The organism is Enterocloster lavalensis, assembly GCF_046603895.1.
GTDB lineage: Bacteria > Bacillota > Clostridia > Lachnospirales > Lachnospiraceae > Enterocloster > Enterocloster lavalensis.
In genome coordinates this window covers 4,328,742-4,350,345 of the sequence record NZ_CP176637.1, presented here as the reverse complement: position 1 = coordinate 4,350,345, position 21,604 = coordinate 4,328,742, and the positions used below count along the sequence as shown (strand labels likewise).

The 21,604-nt window shown below is 56.3% G+C and carries 19 protein-coding genes; 7 read left to right on the top strand and 12 right to left on the bottom strand.

Annotated features, from left to right (window positions below):
• Positions 1 to 5 precede the first annotated feature (5 nt).
• Complete coding sequence (locus ACK2JC_RS19385; RefSeq protein WP_118755526.1) at positions 6 to 437, bottom strand: PTS sugar transporter subunit IIA; 432 nt, start codon at positions 435 to 437, stop codon at positions 6 to 8.
• Positions 438 to 470: 33 nt separating this feature from the next.
• Positions 471 to 1,175 (bottom strand): GntR family transcriptional regulator, encoded by a 705-nt coding sequence (locus ACK2JC_RS19380; RefSeq protein ID WP_227169587.1) that lies wholly within the window; start codon positions 1,173 to 1,175, stop codon positions 471 to 473.
• A 466-nt stretch (positions 1,176 to 1,641) separates the two neighbouring features.
• On the opposite strand from ACK2JC_RS19380, the gene ACK2JC_RS19375 reads away from it, so the two are divergent.
• On the top strand, positions 1,642 to 2,118 hold the full coding sequence (locus ACK2JC_RS19375; protein WP_368270942.1) for an NAD(P)H-dependent oxidoreductase subunit E: 477 nt from the start codon (positions 1,642 to 1,644) through the stop codon (positions 2,116 to 2,118).
• A 113-nt stretch (positions 2,119 to 2,231) separates the two neighbouring features.
• On the opposite strand, the gene ACK2JC_RS19370 is transcribed toward ACK2JC_RS19375, so the two are convergent.
• From ACK2JC_RS19370 to ACK2JC_RS19325, 10 genes are all read right to left on the bottom strand, one after another.
• Positions 2,232 to 2,516, bottom strand: coding sequence for a MarR family transcriptional regulator (locus ACK2JC_RS19370; RefSeq protein WP_368274743.1), 285 nt, complete (start codon positions 2,514 to 2,516; stop codon positions 2,232 to 2,234).
• Between the two features lie 20 nt (positions 2,517 to 2,536).
• Positions 2,537 to 3,460, bottom strand: coding sequence for an AEC family transporter (locus tag ACK2JC_RS19365; RefSeq protein WP_368270944.1), 924 nt, complete (start codon positions 3,458 to 3,460; stop codon positions 2,537 to 2,539).
• A 12-nt stretch (positions 3,461 to 3,472) separates the two neighbouring features.
• A complete protein-coding gene (locus ACK2JC_RS19360) occupies positions 3,473 to 4,393 on the bottom strand; it encodes an AEC family transporter (RefSeq protein WP_368270945.1) in 921 nt (306 codons plus the stop codon).
• Positions 4,394 to 4,593: 200 nt separating this feature from the next.
• Positions 4,594 to 6,018, bottom strand: coding sequence for a glycoside hydrolase family 1 protein (locus tag ACK2JC_RS19355; protein ID WP_368270946.1), 1,425 nt, complete (start codon positions 6,016 to 6,018; stop codon positions 4,594 to 4,596).
• Entirely contained in the window at positions 6,015 to 7,472 is a 1,458-nt protein-coding gene (locus ACK2JC_RS19350; protein ID WP_368270947.1) for a glycoside hydrolase family 1 protein, read from the bottom strand. Before ACK2JC_RS19350 ends, ACK2JC_RS19355 begins: the two co-directional genes overlap by 4 nt.
• Positions 7,473 to 7,486: 14 nt before the next feature.
• The gene (locus ACK2JC_RS19345; protein WP_368270948.1) at positions 7,487 to 8,959 is read right to left on the bottom strand and encodes a glycoside hydrolase family 1 protein; all 1,473 of its coding nucleotides are present in this window, start codon (positions 8,957 to 8,959) and stop codon (positions 7,487 to 7,489) included.
• A 65-nt stretch (positions 8,960 to 9,024) separates the two neighbouring features.
• Entirely contained in the window at positions 9,025 to 10,302 is a 1,278-nt protein-coding gene (locus tag ACK2JC_RS19340) for a PTS sugar transporter subunit IIC (protein WP_368270949.1), read from the bottom strand.
• A 27-nt stretch (positions 10,303 to 10,329) separates the two neighbouring features.
• Complete coding sequence (locus ACK2JC_RS19335) at positions 10,330 to 10,638, bottom strand: PTS sugar transporter subunit IIB (protein WP_368270950.1); 309 nt, start codon at positions 10,636 to 10,638, stop codon at positions 10,330 to 10,332.
• Positions 10,639 to 10,666: 28 nt separating this feature from the next.
• Positions 10,667 to 11,017, bottom strand: coding sequence for a PTS lactose/cellobiose transporter subunit IIA (locus ACK2JC_RS19330; RefSeq protein WP_118755536.1), 351 nt, complete (start codon positions 11,015 to 11,017; stop codon positions 10,667 to 10,669).
• A gap of 5 nt (positions 11,018 to 11,022) precedes the next feature.
• Positions 11,023 to 12,969 (bottom strand): transcription antiterminator, encoded by a 1,947-nt coding sequence (locus tag ACK2JC_RS19325; RefSeq protein WP_368270951.1) that lies wholly within the window; start codon positions 12,967 to 12,969, stop codon positions 11,023 to 11,025.
• 258 nt (positions 12,970 to 13,227) lie between these two features.
• On the opposite strand from ACK2JC_RS19325, the gene ACK2JC_RS19320 reads away from it, so the two are divergent.
• From ACK2JC_RS19320 to ACK2JC_RS19295, 6 genes are all read left to right on the top strand, one after another.
• Positions 13,228 to 14,646 (top strand): hypothetical protein, encoded by a 1,419-nt coding sequence (locus ACK2JC_RS19320; protein ID WP_368270952.1) that lies wholly within the window; start codon positions 13,228 to 13,230, stop codon positions 14,644 to 14,646.
• A 183-nt stretch (positions 14,647 to 14,829) separates the two neighbouring features.
• Positions 14,830 to 16,437 (top strand): response regulator, encoded by a 1,608-nt coding sequence (locus ACK2JC_RS19315; RefSeq protein WP_092371741.1) that lies wholly within the window; start codon positions 14,830 to 14,832, stop codon positions 16,435 to 16,437.
• Positions 16,434 to 17,453, top strand: coding sequence for a sensor histidine kinase (locus tag ACK2JC_RS19310; protein ID WP_092371743.1), 1,020 nt, complete (start codon positions 16,434 to 16,436; stop codon positions 17,451 to 17,453). Before ACK2JC_RS19315 ends, ACK2JC_RS19310 begins: the two co-directional genes overlap by 4 nt.
• A 10-nt stretch (positions 17,454 to 17,463) precedes the next feature.
• Positions 17,464 to 18,909, top strand: coding sequence for an ATP-binding cassette domain-containing protein (locus ACK2JC_RS19305; protein WP_118755539.1), 1,446 nt, complete (start codon positions 17,464 to 17,466; stop codon positions 18,907 to 18,909).
• A 248-nt stretch (positions 18,910 to 19,157) separates the two neighbouring features.
• Complete coding sequence (locus tag ACK2JC_RS19300) at positions 19,158 to 20,027, top strand: ROK family protein (protein WP_320936731.1); 870 nt, start codon at positions 19,158 to 19,160, stop codon at positions 20,025 to 20,027.
• A 61-nt stretch (positions 20,028 to 20,088) separates the two neighbouring features.
• Positions 20,089 to 21,594: a sugar ABC transporter ATP-binding protein gene (locus ACK2JC_RS19295; protein WP_320936730.1), complete on the top strand. Its 1,506-nt coding sequence runs from the start codon at positions 20,089 to 20,091 to the stop codon at positions 21,592 to 21,594.
• The last annotated feature ends 10 nt before the right edge of the window (positions 21,595 to 21,604 follow it).

Sequence of the window (21,604 nt, the reverse complement as noted above, 5' to 3'; positions counted from 1 at the left end):
CCCTGTCACTCATCATCTGATCCGGCCGCCTGGGCGGTCAGGTCCATACACACAATGCTGTCTCTTGCGGCCTGCACCAGGCCGGAAAGCTCATCCGCGCTGCACACGTCCATGTCCCGCAGAACCGCTTCCACCACCATGGGCAGATTGAGGCCGCTGATCACCTTGGCCCGGTTCTTGAGGCCGTGCTTGGCCAGCAGCAGCTCCGCCCGGTTGTAGGGGGTGCCGCCCTGCAGGTCCGCAAAGATCAGGCCCTTCTTGCCTTCCGTCAGCCAGCCGGTCAGATATTCCTCCAGACGCTCCGCAAAACGCTCGATTCCCTCTTCCTCCGTCAGTTCCATGGTCGTGATCTGGTCCGCAACCGGGCCCATGACCATGGCAACCGCGGACTTCATTCCCGTCGCAATCCCTCTGTGAGAGACTAATAACAATTCCATACGCTTCCTCCATGCCGGTGCGGCGCACCGGAATCAAATCGGTTCAATTTCAATGCTGAAATAATCCCATCGCTTGTAGCCTTCAATGTATTCAATGGTTCTTCCGTCGAACAGGTAGGTGTACCTCCGGATAAAGGCGCTGGGCTCTCTGCCGTCCAGCTCCAAAAGCCTGCTCTCCTCCTCGGGAGCCGGAAATACAATCTCCGTAATCTCCTTGGAATCCGCCTGATAGAGGTCGATCCCAAAGTCCTGCCGCAGCTTGCCGTAGATGGACGTGAACTTTTCCTTGTCCTTCGCGTCCTCCTCCCGGATAAACTCGGTGATCACATAACTGTTCTGCACGAAAATGGGCTTGTCGTCCACCAGGCGCAGGCGCTTGATGTGGTAGAATTCCTCCTCCGGCTCCAGCTCCAGCTGGGCCGCGATCCGCGGGTCCTTCATCCTGCGGATCTCCAGCACTTCCGTCCGCTCGGCCCCGTCTTTGTACTTCTCAATGTCGGAGAACTTCACAATCTTGCCCCGTTTCGCCTTGGACACATAGGTGCCCTTTCCCTGATACCTGACCAGATACCCCTCGTTGGTCAGGCACTGTAATGCCTTGATCGCGGTGATCCCGCTGACGTTGTACTTGCGTTTCAGCTCCGCCTCACTGTAAAACTTATCCCCCGGCTGGAATTTGCCGTTGTTGATCTCGTAAAGTAAGTTTTGTTTGATCTGCTGATATTTTGGAATTGACATACGAACCGCTCCTTTTTTATCACTTAGTTGGTTAATATAATAATCTGTTGTTATCATATCAAGTTTTCCCTCTCTCTTCAATCGGAAATGGCTCCTTTTCCCCTAAAATCAGCATGTTCAGCGGAATCCCTCATCCCCCTTTATGGCCCGGAACTCTATATGTGTTCCGATTAATAGGTTAATATATTAAGCTGTTAAGCAGATAGTACCACATCAAAATAGGTTTGGCAAGAGGTTTTTAGAAGATTTTTTAAATATTTTGGGGAGGTTGGAAATAGCGCTGTGTTTTGCCGGTGTTTCAAACTATTTTTTTGCGGATTTCAAACTTTTTTTGTGACAGGGTTGGGGGAACGTGTGATATGCTGTTATGGCGGGAGCGCGGAGGAATGTGAGGTATAAAAAGCTACCACGGGACAAACGATATGAAAATGGAATCTTTTTATAGAAGAAGGAGGTATGGACCGCGATGGATCACGATGAAAATAGAGAAGCGGACGTTCAGATCAAGGAGATATTGGATTACTATGGAGGTCGCGGGGACCGGGGCGCGCAGGAGACAGTGGTGGAAATGCTGCGGGAGCTGCAGGATGTGCAGGGGTATCTAAGTCCGGGTGTTCTGGCGGCAGCGGCGGAGACGGCGGGCGTGAAGGAGTCCACAATGCGGGCCATCTTAAAGCGCTTCCCCAGCCTGAAAACAGCGCCCTACCGCCACGAGATCGTGGTCTGCCTTGGGAAGAACTGCGGCGGGAGGAACATGGGGGTATTGCAGGAGCTGAGGCGGAGGCTTAAGACCGGACCGGACGGCATCTCCGCCGACGGGAACGTCAAGGTGAGCACGCGGTCCTGCCTGAAGTCATGCCGGACCGCGCCGAATGTGATGGTGGATGGGAAAATCTGTTCGGGGTTGAGCGCGGGGGAGATTTTGGGGAGGGTGGTGGGGTGAGGAACCTCGTTTCTCCCTTGTTCTATCATAAAAAATTGCTCTGGCTGTAGGAGTATATGTACTGTAAACGCTTATCAGCAGAGCAATTTTTTGCAGATTTATCTGACTATTTACTATTTTGATAAGATTGTCCAGGTTCCATTCCTTCGCGATCCAATTCTGCTCAAAATATCCTTTGATTTTAGATTTTTGATTGCGTAGCGTACTCCATCTGTCGTGATTCCAATGTTCATTGCAAGTTGCGTCTGTGTAATACCAGGATTCACCCTGACTTCTTCTAGTATCCTTTTTTCTGTCAGCGTCAAATTTATCGGTAGTTTATAGATAGTTTTATCGGTAGTGTTTTCGGTAGTTTTATCAGTAGTTCCACTACCGATTTCATAGTCGAAGGAATACATTTCATCGAGAGGAACATTCCTCACAACACCACCCCCGCCAACAACGTCAACACCGGCATCGTAATCAAAGAAAAGATCGTAGTGCTGCAAAACGCCTCAGAGGCATATCGTGCGTTGCGGTTATATTTCAGAGCGAACAGCGTAGTCATAGCCCCCGTAGGGCAGGCGGCGCAGATGAACACCACAAAGGCGGCGGTACGGTCGGCCCGCAGCAGAATCAGCATGGCCAGGGTTACAAGAGGGATAATGATCAGCTTCACAAAGCCGATCCAATAGATCCGTGGATTCCTCATACTACCCCAAATATCCGATCCCGCCAGGTTCACCCCGGCGATCAGCATAGCCAGCGGCGTATTCAGGGCGCTTAAGCTGGCCACCGGTCCGGCCAGCAGAGCCGGAAGCCGGATCTGGCTGAAAAACAGCAGCAGCCCCAGACCGATGGCGTAGATCGTGGGCGTATTCAGATGCCCCAGACTCTCCCGCAGCGTGCCTTTTCCGCGCATCAGCGACACCCCGTGAGTCCACACCAGGGTATTAAACACCGTCAGATAGGCGGTGACATAGAACACCCCTTCCTTTCCCAGCACGCCCTCCACCAGGGGGATGCCGATAAACGCGCAGTTGGAATAGATGATCCCCATGCGCTCGATGGCCTCGTCCCGGCCGGAATCCGGCCGGATCACCACATGGGCCACCAGCACGTCCAGCGCAAAGCTGATCCCCGAGAACAACAGGCATAGCACCAGCCCCGTAAACAGCTCCGGCCGGTAATCAATCTGATACGAGTTGATGATCAGACAGGGGCAGACCGCCATCAGCAGCAGATTGGACAGCTTCTTACTCATGGCCTCGTCCAGAAGCCCGGCCTTGCAGCTGAGAATCCCGGCCAGAATCAGTATAAACATTTCCCCTATCTTTTCACATGTGGGCACTACAAGCTCCATAAACAGCCTCCCTTATTGCGATAAATTCCACCGGATCACCAGCGATGTGATCACGATAATCCCCGTCAGAATGGACAGGGACGAGATCACCCCCGCCTTCTCCGTATCCCCGCCGCAGCGCTGGGTATTGATCACCGTCATGGCGGAGACAGGGGCAAACACGATGAGCGCCAGGGTCTGCCGAACTGTCCGGGGCCAGGACGTGAGATAATAGATTCCCAGGGCGAAGACCGCAGCACAGCCGAAGCGGATGATCAGCGCCCGGGCAACGTCCCGCACCTGATCCCGCTCCAGCTTCAACTCAAAGGCCAGACCGATCATGAACATGGCCAGAAACGCGTTTCCGCTCCCAAAGGCCGAGGCGATCCGATACACCGGCTCCGGCAAATGTACGTCCAGCACGTACAGCGCCAGCATGATCCCATAGACGTCAAAAGGCACGGAGGCGAACAGGCGGACTGCGAAAGCCCCCAGGCCCTGCTCCACCTGTTTTCCGCAGAAACCCGCCGCAAAGGCGTAGGTCAGCCCGGTGCACATCAGGGCGTTTCCCGCGTCGAAGATGCAGGCCACAATGGTCCCCGCGTTGCCCAGAAAGCTTTGCAGGTAAGGCATGGCGAAGGTGCCAATGTTATAGCCCGAATAGTTCACGATATTGAAGGTCTGTTCCTCCCGGCTCTTCCGATAGGCGGCCAGATACCCGGCAAGCATCATGACAACATTGAGCCCGAAACCCAGAAACGCGGCAAGTACCAGGGAGAGATCCCGGGTGTAACCACCAAAACCGGCGACCACTGCCGCCGGAAGGGTGACGTTGAGGATCAGCTTCATCACAATCCGGTTGTCCTCCTTACAAAATATCCCCGCCCGTTTCAAGGCATACGCGCACAAAATGATCAGGATAAAGCTGAGCGCTTTCACCAAAACTGTCTCCATTGCCGTTTCCCTGCTTTCCTCCATTTTCCACCGTTTTCCCGGCAGGCCGTTTAAAATCGATGGGTACACACAAACCCAAACGCACAAAGACCGGCGCGCCCGGTTTTATACGGCACGCCGGCCCGGCAATTTGTATGCGGCCGCCGCTTTTATATCCCAGGCGGCCCCGTTCCTGTTCAATACGCCATCGAACTGTTATGTCATGACAACGGCAGCGGTTCGCGGGCCGCCGCCCCGTTGGTCTCAATGATTTGTTTATAATAGGCGAAGGAGTCCTTCTTTCTCCGCTCCAGATTGCCCGTTCCGTCGTTATCCCGGTCCACATAGATAAAACCGTAACGCTTTTTCATTTCCCCGGTGCCCGCGCTGACAATGTCGATGGGCCCCCACCAGGTGTAGCCGAACACGTCGCAGCCGTCCCCGATGGCTTCCTCCAGCGCACGGACATGATCTCTCAGATACTCCATGCGCTCCGGGTCGTGAATCGATCCGTCCCCGCTCACCTCATCCGCCATGCCCAGGCCGTTCTCCGCAATAAACAGCGGCACCTGGTAGCGGTCGTACAGCTCATTGCAGGTATACCGGAAGCCCGTGGGATCGATGGGCCAGCCCCAGGCCGATTTCTTCAGGTAGGGATTCTCCTGCCCGAAGCCTCCGCCGGTGTTGAATTCCAGCGCGCCTCCGTGACTGTAGGTGGTGGTCCGGTAGTAGCTGAAGGCCAGATAGTCGTTGGTATACTGTCTGATCAGCTCCAAATCCCCCGGCTCCACGGCCAGGGTCACGTCGTAAGAGTCCATCAAACGTCTGGCGTAGCCCGGATAACTTCCCCGAAGCATCACGTCGGAGAACAGCAGGGACCGGCGGCGCAGCTCGTAGGTCTGAAAAACGTCCTCGGGGTGGCAGGTGGCCGGATAGGTGTTGGACAGCGACAGCATGCAGCCGATCTTCGCCTCCGGGCAGATTTCCCGGCAGAGCTTCACCGCGCCCGCGTTGGCCACGAACATGTGGTGGGCGGCCTGAAACGCGGCCTGCATCCAGTTGTCCAGCCCCGTCACGTCCACCCCGGCGGCTAGATAGGGCAGCCGGATCACGTTGTTGATCTCGTTGAAGGTCATCCAGTATTTTACCTTGTCCCGGTAACGGGTAAAAATGGTGCGGGCGTATTTCTCAAACAGCCCGATCAGGCGCCGGTCCGCCCAGCCGTTGTATTTCTTTGTCAACGCCAATGGCGACTCGTAGTGGGACATGGTCACCACCGGCTCGATACCGTAGCTGAGTAAGGTGTCGAACAGGTCGTCGTAAAATTTCAGCCCCGCCTCATTGGGTTCGTCCTCCTCCCCCGTGGGGTAAATCCTGGCCCAGGAAATGGAGGTGCGCAGCGCCTTAAAGCCCATTTCCGCCATCAGTTTAATGTCTTCCTTATAATGGTGGTAAAAGTCAATAGCCACATGGGAGGGGTAATACTGTTCCGGGTCGATGTCCAGAGAAATCTGTTTAAAGCGCTCCGGCCCCACGGGCACCACGTCCGCTGCGCTAAGACCCTTGCCGTCCTCCAGGTAAGCTCCCTCGCACTGGTTGGCCGCCAGCGCTCCGCCCCACAAAAAATCCTTTGGAAAGCCGCTCATCCTGCGTTTACCTCCTCTCCCAGATCCCTGCCGTTGGTGGCGATCACATTTTTGTACCAGTAAAATGACTTTTTCCGGCTTCTGGCGTAGCTGCCGGCGCCGTCGTCCTGCTTATCCACATAGATAAAGCCGTAGCGCTTGGCCATCTCCCCGTCCGCGTTGCTCACCAGGTCGATGCAGCCCCAGGGAGTATAGCCCCAGATTTCCACGCCGTCCCTTAACGCCTCCTCCATGGCCTTGATGTGGTCCCTCAGATAGTCGATGCGGTAGTCGTCGTCGATGCTGCCGTCCTCATTTACCGTGTCCCGGGTGCCGAGGCCGTTTTCCACCACCATGATGGGGATGCCGTACCGGCCGTAAACCTCGTTCAACATAATGCGAAGCCCGGTGGGGTCGATCTGCCAGTCCCAGGCCGTGGCCTTTAGATAGGGGTTCCTGGCCCCGCCCAGAATGTTGCCGCTGGCTTTGTCCTTCTCCGGGTCGCAGCTGGCGCAGATACTCATGTAATAGCTGTGGCTGTAGAAATCCACTGTGCCAGCCTTAAGGATTTCCCGGTCCTCATCGGTTATGTTCAGCTCAATACCATTTTCCTCCCACACCCGGGGCGCAAAGTACGGGTACGCTCCCCGCACCATCACGTCCGAGCAGTAGTAGTTATTCACCGTGTTGCGTTCCCTGGCCAGCTCCACGTCTCCGGGATCGCAGGTCAGCGGGTAGCTCAGCATATAGGCGATCATGCAGCCCACCTTGTAATCCGGATCGATCTCGTGGGCCATTTTGACCGTCAGGGCGCTGGCCACAAACTGGTGGTGCAATCCCTGGAAACGGTCCTGAGGCACGTCCACCTGGTGGAGAATGTCCTCCGTCCCCGGGTGAAGGATTCCCAGACTCATGAAATTGCCCATGGGAAGCATGCCGCAGTTGATTTCATTGAAGGTGAGCCAGTATTTCACCTTGTCTTTGAAGCGTCTGAGCACCGTCCCCGCGTATTTGACGAACAAATCAATGGCCCGGCGGTCGGCCCAGCCGTTGAATTCCCGGCACATGGCAAAGGGCATCTCATAGTGGCTTAAGGTGATCAGCGGCTCGATGCCGTATTTCAGGCACTCGTCGATGACATTTTCGTAAAACAACAGGCCCTTTTCGTTGGGAATCTCCTCAAAGCCGGTGGGGTAAATCCTGGTCCAGTTGATGGAAAAGCGGTAGCATTTGAAGCCCATCTCCGCAAACATGGCGATGTCTTCCTTGTAGTGGTGGTAAAAATCAATTCCGTCGTGGGTGGGATAAAGCGCATCCGGCTCAATGGTTCTGGTGATCCGCTTGGGCTTTTTGTGAGCGCCGTTGGTGCACATTTCCGCACAGGACACGCCCTTGCCGTCTAAGTCCCAGCCGCCCTCGCACTGATTGGCGGCCGTGGCGCCTCCCCACAGGAAACCTTCCGGGAATCCGTTCATCTTTTGTCCCTCCCTCAATCCAGGTCCGCGCCGTTGGTGGCGATCACCTTCTTGTACCAGTCAAAGGATTTCTTTTTCCGGCGCTCATAGGTTCCGTGTCCTAAGTCATCCACATCCACGTAGATGAAGCCGTAGCGCTTGGACATCTGGCAGGTGGACATGCTCACCAGATCGATGCAGCCCCAGGGCGTGTAGCCCATCACGTCCACGCCGTCCTCGATGGCGGCCCCGATGGCCCCGATATGCTGGCGGAAATACTCGATGCGGTAGTCGTCGATGATGGAGCCGTCGGCCTCCACCTTATCCTTGCTGCCCAGCCCGTTTTCCACGATGAACAGTGGCTTGCGGTACCGGTCGTACAGATCGATCAGGGCGTGCTGCAGGCCGGTGGGATCCACCTGCCAGTTCCACTCCGTCACGTCCAGGTAGGGGTTCTTCACGCCCGAGGTCAGGTTGCCACAGACCTTTTCTTTTTTCTCTGCGTCGATGCTTGCCACCATGGTCATGTAGTAGGAGAAGGACACGAAATCCACAGTGTGGCATTTTAAAATCTCCTCGTCCCCGGGACCGAACTCAACATGGATGTTGTTCCGCTTCCAGTAATTTAAAATGTGCCTGGGGTACTCGCCGAATACCTGGATATCCGCGTAATAGAAGTTCACCCGGTTTGTCTTCAAGGCCAGCAGCATATTCTGGGGGTGGCAGTTTTCCGGATAGGTCAGCGTTCTGGTCAGCATACAACCCATCTGCGCCCCCGGAATCATCTGGTGCAGGTATTTGGTCGCCAGGGCGCTGGCCACAAACTGGTTGTGAACGCACTGGTAAATGATCTCCTCCAGCTTCTCCTGGGGATAGCGGTCGGTCACGATGCCGATGGTGGTGAAGGGATGGCGAAACACGGAGTCGATCTCGTTGAAGGTCAGCCAGTATTTCACCAGTCCCTTGTAGCGGGCGAACACGGTCTTGCAGAACTTGATAAACAGGTCGATTACCTCCCGCCGGTACCAGCCGTCATAGTGGTTGGCCAGATACAGGGGCATTTCATAATGGTGAAGGGTCACCAGGGGCTCGATGCCCCGCTGCTTCATGGCCCGGAACAAATTCTCGTAGAACTGAAGCCCCTTCTCGTTGGGCTCCTCCTCCAGGCCGGTGGGATAGATTCTGGTCCACTGGATGGAAACTCTCAGGGTCTTAAAACCCATTTCCTGGAAAAGATCCAAATCTCCTTCATAGCGGTGGTAGAAGTCGATGCCGTGGCGTTTGCCGTAGAGCTCCGTGGAATCCGAGTTCATGGCCTCCTCCACCTGCTTGCTGGTGATGCCGTGCTGGGCCACATAGTCCTTGGGGTCCACGTTGGGCTTGTAGGTGGAGCAGTCCGCCACGCTCATCCCCTTGCCGTCCTCGTTCCAGGCTCCCTCGCACTGGTTCGCGGCTGTGGCTCCGCCCCATAAGAATCCCTCCGGAAATTGGTACTGTTTTACTCCCATTTAAATTACCTCGCTTTCAGAATTTTGAAAAATACTCCCCTTTTTAGATTCAGGTATCCACAGTCTTACGCCTCCGTGGCGGCCTGCTTGTTGGAGATCAGCACAAAGGGCGCCCAGGTAAAGGTGCAGACGGCTAAAATGACAATCTGGACCACCACTCCCTGCCAGCCGTGCCCGATGATCGCGGAGAGGATTACCGGCACGCCGAAGGGTACATCTACCGTGTTGCAGGGCAAAAAACCGATGCTGGTGGCGAACATTGCGATTGCCGTGGAAATACCGGAGTTAAAGATAAAGGGAATCGCAAAGGTGGGGTTGAGCACCAGCGGAAGTCCGAACACGATGGGCTCGGAGATACCGCACAGGCCCGGAAGGAAGGACAGCTTGGCGATCATGCGGTGGTCCTCCCGCTTGGAGAACAGGAAGATCGCAAAAATCAGCGACAGAGTAATTCCGGCGCCGCCGGTTACCACAAAGTTCAGCCAGAAGCCGTAGGTCACCGGCTGGGTTGCCACCTGTCCCGCGCCCACAGCCGCCACGTTGGCCGCGATGGCGGCCGCCATCAGCGGATTACGGATGGGGGAAATAACCAGTCCGCCATGGATTCCAAGGAACCAGAACAGCTGGGAGATCACAACGATGGCGATGATTCCCGCCGGGCTCTGGAAGATCGCCTCCAGCGGAGCCTGAACGATCTGGTAAATCCACTCGTTGATGTGAGCCCCTGAAACCATCTTGAACATAATTCCTGCCATGGAGGTCAGGGTCAGCGTGATGAAAATGGGGATCAGCACGTTAAAGGATGTTGCGATACCCGCCGGGACCGCCGGAGGCATTTTGATTTTAATCTTGTCGATCTTGATCAGAGCGGAAAACAGCTCCGTCACCAGCACCGCCATGATCATTCCGATGAACAGCCCCTGCGCGCCCAGGGTGGTCCCGGCCAGGCCGGCTGTGGACTGCTCTCCCAGGGTCACGGACTGGGGCACCACGGAGATATAGGATGCAACCGCTACCACTCCGGTTATGTACTCCGGCACTTTGTTGTGTTTTGCCAGATTCATAGCGATCAGAAAGATGATCGGGATCGCCATAAAGGACATGGTACAGAAGTTCAGCGCCGTGAAGGCGGGTTTTAAATTAGCCAGCCACGGTATCCACTTGGCCAGTCCCGTGGAATCGGAAGCGATCAGCGCATTTAACAATGTGCCGAAGGAACCCACGATTACGAAGGGCATGAACACGGTAAACGCATTTTTGATACTGGACAGATACTTGTTGTCGTCCACTTTCTCGGCCACGACCATCAGGCCGTCCTGAAACTTGTCGGAAAATCCTGCCATAATTATTTCTCCCCTTATCTGTTTAGTTTACTTTCCCGCCGCCAGCTCTTCCGCCTGCTTTAGCACTGCGGCTCCGTCGCATCTGCCGTAGGACACCGGATCAATCACAGCCACCGGCGCTTTGCCGTCCACGATCTTGTTGACCTTGCGCATAATGTGGCGAACCTGGGGCCCCAAAAGCAGCACGTCGAAATTTCCCAGCTCCGCTTCAATCTCCCCCTGCTCCACGGCCCAGATCTTGTAGTCCAACTTTCCCTGTGCCTTGGCAGCTTCCTCCATTTTGCTCACTACCAGAGACGTGGACATTCCTGCACAACAAGCTAACATGATATTCATTTTCATTCCTCCTGAAATTTGTTTTATTTTAATTGGTTTCGTTTCCCTGTTTCATCTGCAGCTTCATCTCCGACATCTGCCGGTACAGCTCCACAAATTGCTCCGCCAGGTCCTTGGCCAGTATGGCCATAGTCAGGTGGTCCTGGGCGTGGACCAGAATAATATTCACATCCACGGGATTGCCCGCCGCCTCCTGCTGGATCATGTCGATCTGCGCCTGATGGGCCGCCCGCATCTCCGTCTCAGCTTCCCGCAAGCGTTCCTCCGCCTCCGCAAAATCCCCATCCTTTGCAGCCTCAATGGCCATCAGGGCGGCGGATTTGGAATTTCCCGCGTTCATAATGATCTGAAACGCCCCTGCATACTTGGTTTCATCCATTTTTGTTACCCTCCGTTTTGATTTTCTGATTTTTCCAAAAGCTCCAGCAGCATATCGTAGGTCTGCGTCCGGATCAGCCTGCTGATGGCGTCTGCGTCCGTCAGCATCTTTGTCATCCCCTGGTAAAATGCCTGCAGGTTCTTGTTCTTCCGGTTGGAAATGGAGACCAGGAAGATCACCTGCACGTCCTGGTCGCCCCACCGGATCGGTTCGTCGAGAATTCCCACGCAGACAAAGGTTTCCTCGCTGATGGCCTTCCAGGGATGGGGCATGGCCACCAGATTGCCGAAGGCCGTCCGGGCCGCCTTCTCCCGCTTGACCACCAGCTTCCAAAACTGGTCTGTCAGCCCCTTGACCGCCATCACCTGATGGCACAAAAACTTTGAGACGTCGTGAGGATTGTCGAACTTCAGGTGGCTGAAAAACAGCTCTTCATCAAAATACGCCATCAGCGGGACGTCGTCCCCTCCCTTTCTGCGAAGCACCTTTTTCATGTTCTGGATATCCGCTGATTCCAGGAAATATTTGACCTCCTGGACCGGCACCGGCACCTTTTCCCGGATGGGAACGGTGGTGAACACATAGTCGATATCCGTGAAATCCACTTTTTTTACGTTGGAGACGTCACAGGTCTCAATGCGCCCCACATAGGAGCCGAACTCCTGGCGGTAGCGGTAGTGCAACAGCTGGGCGCTGCCCTTTCCCGAAGCACAGACGATCAGTATGTTCTTTTTGGGAAGCTCCGTGTTCTGCCGCTCGATGGCCAATGCAAAGGCCAGAGCCAGATATCCCACCTCGTCGTCCTTCAGCTCATGCCCGTAGCGCTCCGTCAGGATGGAGGACGAGTGGAGGGCGATGGCGTAGGCCATGGGAAACCGTGCTTTGATATCCTTTAACAGCGGATTTTTCAGCTTCATGTTGTACTGAAGCCGGACGGCCAGGGGGACGATGTGCTGGGCCAGGTTCATTCTCAGCTCCAGGTCGCTCCTAAAGTCGAAGAGAAACGCCTCGTAAACAGCATCCAGCATCTGGGAAACCACTTCCCAGGTCTCCTCGCTGATCACCTGGCTCCCCGCTTCCCCCGTCCGCTCCTGCTCCGGCAGGAACAGGGACCGCTTGCCCGCCAGATGGATTGCTATGTAGGCGATCTCCTGGTCGGGAAATCGGATATCAAAGCTTTGGTTGAGTCGTTCGGTAATCTTCTGCGCGATCCGGTACTCCTTGCTGCGGCGAATCCGCTCCTGTCGCTCCTCGTCCAGGGGCACATAACAGTTTTCCCGTATACGCTGGACCGCGATACAGATGTGGACGATCAGGTTCTGGTAGGCCACCGAGTTGACGGTAAAATTTTCCGTGTCGATGACCTCCGCCACACAACCTGCCACCCGCTTCATGTGCTCCTGGTCTGCGGCTTCTCCCCCTGCCAGCGCCTCGCTCTCTTTTCCGATAATAATATTGGCGATGCAAAGGCGGCGATTGAATTCCGTTCCCTCGATGCGGATTCCGTAATTAGGGCGTTTGGCCAGCTTCAGGCTGTAGGCTTCCAAAATCTTTTCCACCTCTTTCAAATCCGCGGATATGGTTTTCCTGGAAATATAGAGGATATCGCTGAGAGCGTCCATGGTCACATAATCCCTCCGGCTGAGCAGATCGTTCAACAGGTATTCCACCCGCTCCTCCGATGTGGACGGAACCTGGCCGGACGTGTGGGTCCGGGCCGTCAGCTGTTTCAGCCGGTTGTCAAACGCCTCCTGATCCGTGATGTCCAGGAAGTAACCGCAGCCGTGTTTGGAACGGATCTGCGCCCCGTGGCCGTCAAACCAGTCATTCCATTCCTTGATGTAATTGCGGATGGTTTTCGTGCTGACCTTCAGCTTCCCTGCCAGCGCCTCCGCAGTCTCTGTGCCGCATTCCTTCAAACATACGGTCAAAGGAACCAGCTTTTTCTCCATCCGGGCACCCCCTCTCTGAATCTGAACTCAGTATAATCTTTGTCCGGGCCAAACTCCAGCCCCACTTTTTCCACAAGGGAAGTGGAAAATGCTTCTATAATATATAATTTTATCTAAAATGGGTGGGGATTCATAGGCAAATGTGACAAAAAAAGAAAGCAAGACTGGGTGACAGGCGCTATTGGAAATGGTACAATTAAGAAAACATGATGTTTGTCCTCAGACTGGCATCTGTTATAGAAAGAAGGTGCCCCACATTTGACCGCAACCCCCTCCCCCCTCACACTGTTTTACGCCTGGCTTCTGCTGCTTCTCTTCCTGGCCGGTTTCTTCGGCCTGATTCAGGAATTCCTGCTTTGGAAACGGGCCCGGAAATGGCGGGGAGCCGCCACGGGAACCGTGGTGGAAATCCGCAAGAATTACCGCTACCGCGGGCTTTTTGTCAAGCGGTGGTACGAGTATCCGGTGATCGCCTACAAGGCTGGTTCCCGCTCCTTCCGCCAGGAATATCCCCGCAGGAAGCGGGAGCTGGGATATTATGAGCCGTGCGAGCAATACCCCCTGATCTATAATGAGGACAATCCCAGTGAATTCGCCTTCGGCGACACGTTCTCCGGTTTTTTCTACTATGCCGGGCAGGCGCTCATGCTGGCCGTGACCATTATCTCCCTGTACTACTCCGCCCATTTCTTCATGAACCATTACCTGGACACCCACGAGCTGCTCTGGGAGGAGCAGACCTGGGCCGATCTGGAAAGGCCGCTGGCTGCGTACCAGGGTATGGAATTTTCCAATCTTTACAACTACACCATCGACAACCCGGATACCCGGCTGGAGGAGGATGTGGAACATTTCCGGCGGGTAGGCGGGATGGTTGAAGCACAGAGGGGCGGGAAACACGATGAGACTTACCAAAACCGCTACCGCGCCTCCGCCATTGCGGCCGCGGACTCCCTGGGCGGAACATTTTCCGGGATCGTGGGGACATTTTTTGAGGAATGCGGGCTGGAGGGCCAGCGGGAAGCCGTGTACCAATCCGCCTACGCCGGTTTCCTGGAGCGGGTTTGTCCCGACGCCGCTCCCGCTCCGGGTTTATATTCCCTGGATGAGCTGCTGATTCTGGTAAATTTTATCCACGACTCAGGGCTGAACCCTTACGAGTACCGGGACGACCCGGAGGAGAGCATCGGGCTGTCCCTGGCTGTGTCCTACGCCAGGCTGGACGCTGAACTGGCCCTTTCCGGGGGCGATGAGACGGTCCGAACAGCGGTGTCCGACTGTTTCCCCGGCTACGTTTCCCTCTATCTGGATCAGATCGACCTGCATGTGCTGGAAAACCGCAAGAAATACGGAAAGGAGCATTACACCCGGCTGAACCGGGAGGCCATCCTCTCCGTCTACTCGTACACGGCCGCGCGCTACCAGGGTCCGGATTCCTTTGAGACAGCCCTGTGGGAGGGCTCGGTGTTCGCCCGGGAGCAGATGACCGCCCGGATGCAGGCGGACCCGGCGCTGCGGGGGCTGGTAAGGTACGGGGCGGAAAATAATCCGCTGGCTGAGTTTGACGCCGGGATGGACAAGGAAACCTTTCTCAGCTCCCGTGAACGGGGCACGTACCAAAGTCCGCTGTACTATTTGCAGGATTGGCGGGAACTGATGGAGGATTTAGATGATTGACGGGACGCCTGGGGCGTTTCCGGGCAGGGCTGCCGGTCTGACCCACAAAAGTTGAAATTCCCGGTTTTCATCAGCTCCGATTTGCGGTAGAATGTGTCATAAGGATTTTTTGAAACAGGAGGGGAACGCGCCGGATTCACCGCGCAATTTCCTCTCCGCAAACGCGCCTGAGGAGATAATCTCATGTTGAATATACTGATTGCGGACGACGAGAACAAGGTTTGCCAGCTGATCAAGTCCCTGGTGGACTGGGAGGCCCTTGACATGCGGGTGATCGCCACCGCGGAAAATGGAATCGAAGCCCTGGAAAAAATCCGGGAGCTGACCCCGGATATCGCCATCACCGACATCCGGATGCCCGGTTACGACGGGCTGGAGCTGGTGCGCCTTGCCAAGGAAACCAACCCCAGAACAGAGTTTATCATTATCAGCGGCTACCGCCATTTCGAGTACGCCCAGTCGGCCATCCGCTACGGGGTCAACTCCTACCTGTTAAAGCCCATCAAAAAGGACGAGCTGACCGACACCCTGACCCGGCTGGGGGAAAAGCTTCGGGAACGGACCCGGCAGCTCAGCTATGAGGAGAAGGTGCTGCGCACGCTTAAAAGCGACGAGGAAACGCTGCGCCAGACCTTTCTGTCAGACCTGGTCTACCGCAGGGACAAAACCCTGAAAACAGCGTCCCTGGACCGCATCAATGAGGATTTCCACTATGGACTGCGGCCTGGGAATTTCTGCTTCGGGATTCTCAAACTGGACGGCCATGTGTTTGACGACATGGAAAACCTGCGTTTCATGGCGGACAAGGTCCGCGGCGTCATGGACCGGCTGCTGCCGGAGTGCACCTTCGACTACGAGCTCCTGGTGGCGGGAAGTTTTTTCTATTTCCTGCTGAATTTTGAGGAGTCCATGCGGAGCCAGGTCCGCCGCCAGATGAAAGCCCTGTTCGACGAGGTTCGGATTCAGGGCGGAATTCTGAAGGATTTTGCCGCCACGCTGTCTCTCGGGACCGTGTGCGGCGGATTGGACGGCCTGGATTCCTCCTTAAAGAACGCCCGCCTGCTGATCGAGGAGCGGCTGGTGGCCGGAACCGGAAAACTTTTGGAGGGGGAACTGCCCCAGAAGGGTTCCTTCGCGGACAGCGCCCTGTTCGCGGAGTTCAACAGCCGCATGTCCCAGGCCCTGGAAAGCCTGGACGTGCTCTCTGTTCGGGAGGCCCTGCAACAGCTCAAAAGCCAGATGCTGGCCTCCCCCGGCATCACCGGCCACGAACTGCTGCAGATGACCAAGGAGGTCTGCAACCTCTATCTCTTCTTTATGAAGAATTACCGCATCCGCATCGAGGACGATTTTCTGGAAAATTACAACCTGGGGGCGGACAACTGCGCTTCCGCCCAGGAGCTCTTCGATTACCTGATCCGCAAAATCGCCGCCTCCTACGACATGGCCGCCCGCCTGAAACGCCAGGACGAGAACCGTCCGGTCCGCGTGGCGAAGCAGTACATCAGCGAACACTACGCAACCGCCCTCACCCTGGAGGAGGTCAGCGCGGTAGCGGGGCTTTCCCCTGCCTACCTGGCCACGGTGTTCAAGAAGGACACCGGTATGACCTTCCTGGAATACGTCTCCAAGGTACGGATGGACATGGCCAAACAGCTGCTCAAGGAAACCTCCTGCACGGTGGCGGACATCTGCGAAAAGGTGGGCTACAGCGACGTGCGCTATTTCACCAAAACCTTTACCAAATACTCGGGGCTCAAGCCCAACGAGTATAGAAAGCTGTACTCATGAGCGTGAAACTGAAATACATCTCAAAACGCCTGCTGATCTGCGCCGTGGCTGTAGAGTTGCTGCTGATTCTCATGGCCGGGTACATCTGGCTGGCGAGCCTGGAGCGCTCGGCGGGACTGATACTGGCGGCATTTTTCACACTGGCGGTCGTTCTCGTCAATCTCCTGGCCTTCCGGCTGGTGGTGCGGCCCTACCGGGAGACGAAAACCATCTATGAACAGTTTGCCATGGGGCATGTGTTAAACGACCTCTTCGACGTGCGTTACCCCTACACGCCCGAAAACGAGCAGGCCATCCGCAAATTCAACGAGATGATCGACCGCAGCAACCTGGTCAACGTGTCCAAAAAGCAGGCCGAATACCTGGCGCTCCAGAACCAGATCAACCCGCATTTTCTCTACAACACTTTAGAAGGTATCCGCAGCGAGGCGCTGATCGCGGGTCTGGACAGCGTGGCGGAAATGACCGAGGCCCTTGCCACGTTCTTCCGCTACACCATTTCCCAGGTGGAGAATCTTGTGCCCCTGGAGGACGAGCTGGCAAATATCGAAAACTATTACTACATCCAGCAGTTCCGCTTTGGCGACAAGCTGGCCTTAAGCATCGAGTACGACTGCGACGAGGACTTAAGCGAGCTGGACATCCTGCAGTACCGTCTGCCCAAGCTGACTCTGCAGCCCATTGTGGAGAACTCCATTTACCACGGCATCGAGCGCAAGATCGGCAAGGGCCATCTGACCATCCGCATCGGCGCAAGCGACAGCAGGCTGCGGATTCGCGTTTCCGACGACGGATTGGGTATGGCGGAGGACAAGCTGCACCAGCTGAATGAAAAGCTGAAATCCCTTTTTTTGGATGCCGTGGAGGGCGAATCCAGCCGTCAGGGCGGAATCGCCATGGTCAACGTCAACAACCGGATCAAGCTGCTGTTCGGGGAGGAGTACGGCATCTGCGTGTACAGCCACGAAGGCGCCGGCACCGACGTGCTGATTAACCTGCCTTTGGTGCAGGAGTGAGGAAACAAACATGAAACGGGAATTGCTGCGCATGGATCATGTGAATCTGGAGGCAGGCGGGGAACGGCTGCTGGACAATTTAAACTTCCAGATCTTCGCCGGGGAGATCATGGGGCTGGTGTCCCGCAGTTTCAAGGGGCACGACCAGCTCATCGGCCTGATCGGCTACAACCGCCCCATCACATCCGGAACCGTATGGTACGACGGCAAAATCGTGAACAGCTATTCCTACAGCGACGGCAGCGCCAACCGGGTGTATGTCATTGAGCAGAAAAGCCATCTGGTGGAGGGCTTGAGCGTGGTGGACAACATCTTCGTGCTGCGAAGCGGATTCCGGAAATATTTTATCAATGAGCAGGTGCTGCTGGAACAGACGGAGCGTTTTTTCCAGGAAAATGGAATCCACGTGGATATCTCCAAGCGGGTCAACGCCCTGGATTCCCTGGAGCGCTGCCTGGTGGAGCTGGGAAAAGCGCTGCTTTTGGGCTGCCGCCTGATCATTGTGGACAACCCCGGAAACTTCTTAAGCCAGCATGAGCTGCCGGAATTTCAGCGGATGCTGCGCAAGGTCCGGGACGACGGGGTGGCCGTGCTCTACATCGGAAACCACCACCAGGAGGTGTTCAAGATCGCGGACCGCACCTCCCTGTTCTACGACGGCCAGATCCGCAAGGTGTTTGAGCGGGACGAGATGACGGACCGCGCCATCGCGCCCTACATCATGGAATGGCAGGACCAGAACCAGCTCCCGGACCTGGATTTCGAGGACGGCGTGCTCCACTTCCATCACGTCCACAGCGGCAGCCTTAACGGTCTGCAGTTCGTGCTCCACAAGGGCGAATGCCTGACGCTTCTGGACATGGACAACCGGATCGCGGACGATATTCTGGGGCTTTTGACCGGCGGCTCCGCCTGCGCCCGGGGCAGGATCACCCTGGAGCACGAGCTCTACACGCCCAAGCGGGCCGCCCGCTATCTGGACGAGGGCGTGGCGGTGATCCCCAAGGACCCGGTGGAACACCTGCTCTTTCCCCACCGCACTTACATGGAGAACCTGACCTTCCTGCTGGACCGGAAGTTGGGCCGGAGCCTGATTCCGGGCCGCATCTACCGGAGCATCCGGGACGAGTACGCCCCCCTGGCCGGGGCTGCCATCGACGAGACCAACATCCTGAATCTCTCCCTGGAGGAACAGATGTCCCTGATCTACTATCGGGTACAGCTTCTGCACCCCCGCGTGCTGATCTGCATCCAACCCCTGGCCCGAGGCGACATGCTCTGCCGCCGGAAGATTCTCAGCCTGATCCGGGAAAGCCTGCGCCAGGGCACCGCGGTGCTGATCACCACCACCAACGTGTCCGACACCCTGGAGATATCAGACCGGCTGATGGTGGTGGAGGGAGGGGTCTGTACCGCAGCTTATGATAAGCCGGAGTTTGACCGGATTGCCCGATAATTCCCCTCTCCTAAAAAAACCGAAAGATTCTCTACCTTAACCGAAAGAATGCCCCCTTAATGAGGGCATTTTCTGATGCTATAATATTCTTATACCGGTCAAGTGCCCGGCGGGCGGCCGCAACGCCCCCGTCGCAACGCACCCGGCCACAGCGTACCCGGCCGCAGCATACCCGGCCGCGCCGGCCGCCGCCTAAAACGGCCATCACCGGCCTGGCCCGCAGTTTTCGCGAAAACAAGGAGTGACCCATGAGGGAGTATATTGGAATTGACATAGGTGGGACAAAATGCGCGGTGGTCCGCGGGGACGAGAGCGGAAGGATTTTGGAAAAGCGCTCCTTTCCCACCACGGACCGAGCGAATACCCTGGAACAGATTTTTGAACATACCGGCCAAATCATAACGGACCGGACTAAGGCCATAGGCGTCAGCTGCGGCGGCCCTCTGGACAGCAAAACCGGCGTCATTCTCGGCCCGCCCAACCTGCCGGGATGGGACTATGTGCCGGTGACGGAGTATTTGACGGAGCGTTTTCACCTTCCGGCGTACCTGGAAAACGACGCCAACGCCTGCGCGGTGGCCGAGTGGCGGTTTGGCGCCGGAAAGGGCTGTGAAAACCTGATCTTCCTGACCTTTGGCACCGGGCTGGGCGCAGGGCTGATTCTGGACGGAAAATTATACCGCGGCGCCTGCGGAATGGCCGGGGAGGTGGGGCACGTAAGACTTTTCCCGGAAGGCCACACCGGCTACGGGAAGGCGGGTTCCTACGAGGGCTATTGCAGCGGAGGCGGAATCGCCCAGTACGGCCTTGGAAGCGCCAGAGAACTGGCGGACAAAGCCAGAGCCGGAGATCCCAGGGCACTTGCGGTCTGGGAACAGACCGGCCGGAACCTTGGACGGCTTCTGGCCATACTGATAGATATCCTGAACCCGGATGTGATCGTGATCGGGAGTATCTACGCAAGGGCCGGGGATCTGATGCGGGAGGCCTGCGAGCAGATTCTGGCGGCTGAGGTGTTGGAACCCAGCCTTCGGGCGTGCAGGGTGGTTCCGGCGCTGCTGGGAGAATCCCTTGGTGATGTGGCGGCGTTAAGCGTAGCCATGGGAATCCGGGAATGAACGGCGTCAAGCGATCCCCTGCCGTGAAACGGCTGGGGAATAGAAAGCAGGGGGAAACCAGATGGGAGAAGTAATTGTATCAATGAAAAACATTACCAAGACCTTTCCGGGTGTGAAAGCCCTTGATAATGTGAATTTTGAGCTGCGGTCCGGGGAAGTGATGGCGCTGCTGGGCGAAAACGGCGCGGGTAAATCCACGCTGATGAAAATCCTGAGCGGCGTTTACACCAGGGACAGCGGCACTATGGAAATATTTGGAACCAAATACGGCGACTTAACGCCGAAAAAGGCCCGGGAAATCGGCGTGGCTATCATTCACCAGGAGTTAAACATGTGCCGCCACCTGACCGTGACCGAAAACATGTTCCTCGGACGGGAGAAAGCAGGACGGCTCACCCTGAAAGAGAGCGAGATGGAGGCGGAGGCCCGGCGGATCCTGGGCGATTTAAAGATCGACCTGGACCCCAGACAGACAGTGGGCGACCTGCCCGTTTCCAAGCAGCAGATGGTGGAGATCGCCAAGGCCCTGTCCGTCAACGCGAAAATCCTCATCATGGATGAGCCGACTTCTTCCCTGACGGCCAAGGAAATCGACGAGCTGTTCCGGATCATCCGCCAGCTGAAGGCGGAGGGGCGCGGAATCGTGTACATATCCCACCGCCTGGAGGAGCTGCAGGCCATTGTGGACCGTGTGACCATCATGCGGGACGGCCAATACATCATGGACAGCGATTTCAAGGACCTGACCATGGACAAAATCATCGCCAACATGGTGGGCCGGGAGATCAAGGAGCAGTTCCCGCGGGTGACCTGCGAAAAGGGCGAAAAGGTCTTTGAGGTCAGGAACTTAAACGCCGGGCGGCTGGTGCGGGACATCAACTTCTCCCTGTACGAGGGTGAAATCGTGGGGTTTGCCGGGCTGATGGGCGCCGGGCGGACCGAAACCACCCGGGCGATCTTCGGCGTGGACCAGAAAACCAGCGGACAATTTTTCCTGGACGGCAAAGAGGTCAAAATAAACTGTCCCATGGACGCCATCCGGGCCGGAATCGTGCTGGCGCCGGAGGACCGGAAAAAGGACGGTCTCTGCATCAAACTCAGCATCCGCCAGAACCTGGCTCTGCCGAACCTGGATCTGGTTTGCAACAAACTGGGCGTGATCAACAGTTCCAAGGAGGACGATCTCTGTGAAGAGGCGGTGAAAAACCTGCTGATCAAGACGCCGGGGCTGGAGATCAACGCCGGAAACCTCTCCGGAGGCAATCAGCAGAAGGTGGTCGTTGGAAAATGGCTGGCGCGCAATTCCCGGGTCGTAATCTTTGACGAACCCACCAGAGGCATCGACGTGGGCGCCAAGGTGGAGATTTACAACCTGATGAACAAACTGAAGCAGGAAGGGATTGCGGTCATGTTCGTATCCTCCGAGATGCCGGAAGTGCTGGGGATCGCAGACAGGATCATCGTCATGTGCGACGGCCGGATCACCGGCGAAGTGTCGGCTCAGGAGACGACGCAGAATGAAATCCTGAAATATGCGACCGAATTTGAGAAAAAGCAAGTGAGCTGAATCGGAGGGA

Bases quoted from the DNA above. Each gene is read 5' to 3' on its own strand.
- ACK2JC_RS19385 (WP_118755526.1), bottom strand. From the start codon at position 437: ATGGAATTGTTATTAGTCTCTCACAGAGGGATTGCGACGGGAATGAAG.
- ACK2JC_RS19380 (WP_227169587.1), bottom strand. From the start codon at position 1,175: ATGTCAATTCCAAAATATCAGCAGATCAAACAAAACTTACTTTACGAG.
- ACK2JC_RS19375 (WP_368270942.1), top strand. From the start codon at position 1,642: ATGGATCACGATGAAAATAGAGAAGCGGACGTTCAGATCAAGGAGATA.
- ACK2JC_RS19370 (WP_368274743.1), bottom strand. From the start codon at position 2,516: ATGTATTCCTTCGACTATGAAATCGGTAGTGGAACTACTGATAAAACT.
- ACK2JC_RS19365 (WP_368270944.1), bottom strand. From the start codon at position 3,460: ATGGAGCTTGTAGTGCCCACATGTGAAAAGATAGGGGAAATGTTTATA.
- ACK2JC_RS19360 (WP_368270945.1), bottom strand. From the start codon at position 4,393: ATGGAGACAGTTTTGGTGAAAGCGCTCAGCTTTATCCTGATCATTTTG.
- ACK2JC_RS19355 (WP_368270946.1), bottom strand. From the start codon at position 6,018: ATGAGCGGCTTTCCAAAGGATTTTTTGTGGGGCGGAGCGCTGGCGGCC.
- ACK2JC_RS19350 (WP_368270947.1), bottom strand. From the start codon at position 7,472: ATGAACGGATTCCCGGAAGGTTTCCTGTGGGGAGGCGCCACGGCCGCC.
- ACK2JC_RS19345 (WP_368270948.1), bottom strand. From the start codon at position 8,959: ATGGGAGTAAAACAGTACCAATTTCCGGAGGGATTCTTATGGGGCGGA.
- ACK2JC_RS19340 (WP_368270949.1), bottom strand. From the start codon at position 10,302: ATGGCAGGATTTTCCGACAAGTTTCAGGACGGCCTGATGGTCGTGGCC.
- ACK2JC_RS19335 (WP_368270950.1), bottom strand. From the start codon at position 10,638: ATGAATATCATGTTAGCTTGTTGTGCAGGAATGTCCACGTCTCTGGTA.
- ACK2JC_RS19330 (WP_118755536.1), bottom strand. From the start codon at position 11,017: ATGGATGAAACCAAGTATGCAGGGGCGTTTCAGATCATTATGAACGCG.
- ACK2JC_RS19325 (WP_368270951.1), bottom strand. From the start codon at position 12,969: ATGGAGAAAAAGCTGGTTCCTTTGACCGTATGTTTGAAGGAATGCGGC.
- ACK2JC_RS19315 (WP_092371741.1), top strand. From the start codon at position 14,830: ATGTTGAATATACTGATTGCGGACGACGAGAACAAGGTTTGCCAGCTG.
- ACK2JC_RS19310 (WP_092371743.1), top strand. From the start codon at position 16,434: ATGAGCGTGAAACTGAAATACATCTCAAAACGCCTGCTGATCTGCGCC.
- ACK2JC_RS19305 (WP_118755539.1), top strand. From the start codon at position 17,464: ATGAAACGGGAATTGCTGCGCATGGATCATGTGAATCTGGAGGCAGGC.
- ACK2JC_RS19300 (WP_320936731.1), top strand. From the start codon at position 19,158: ATGAGGGAGTATATTGGAATTGACATAGGTGGGACAAAATGCGCGGTG.
- ACK2JC_RS19295 (WP_320936730.1), top strand. From the start codon at position 20,089: ATGGGAGAAGTAATTGTATCAATGAAAAACATTACCAAGACCTTTCCG.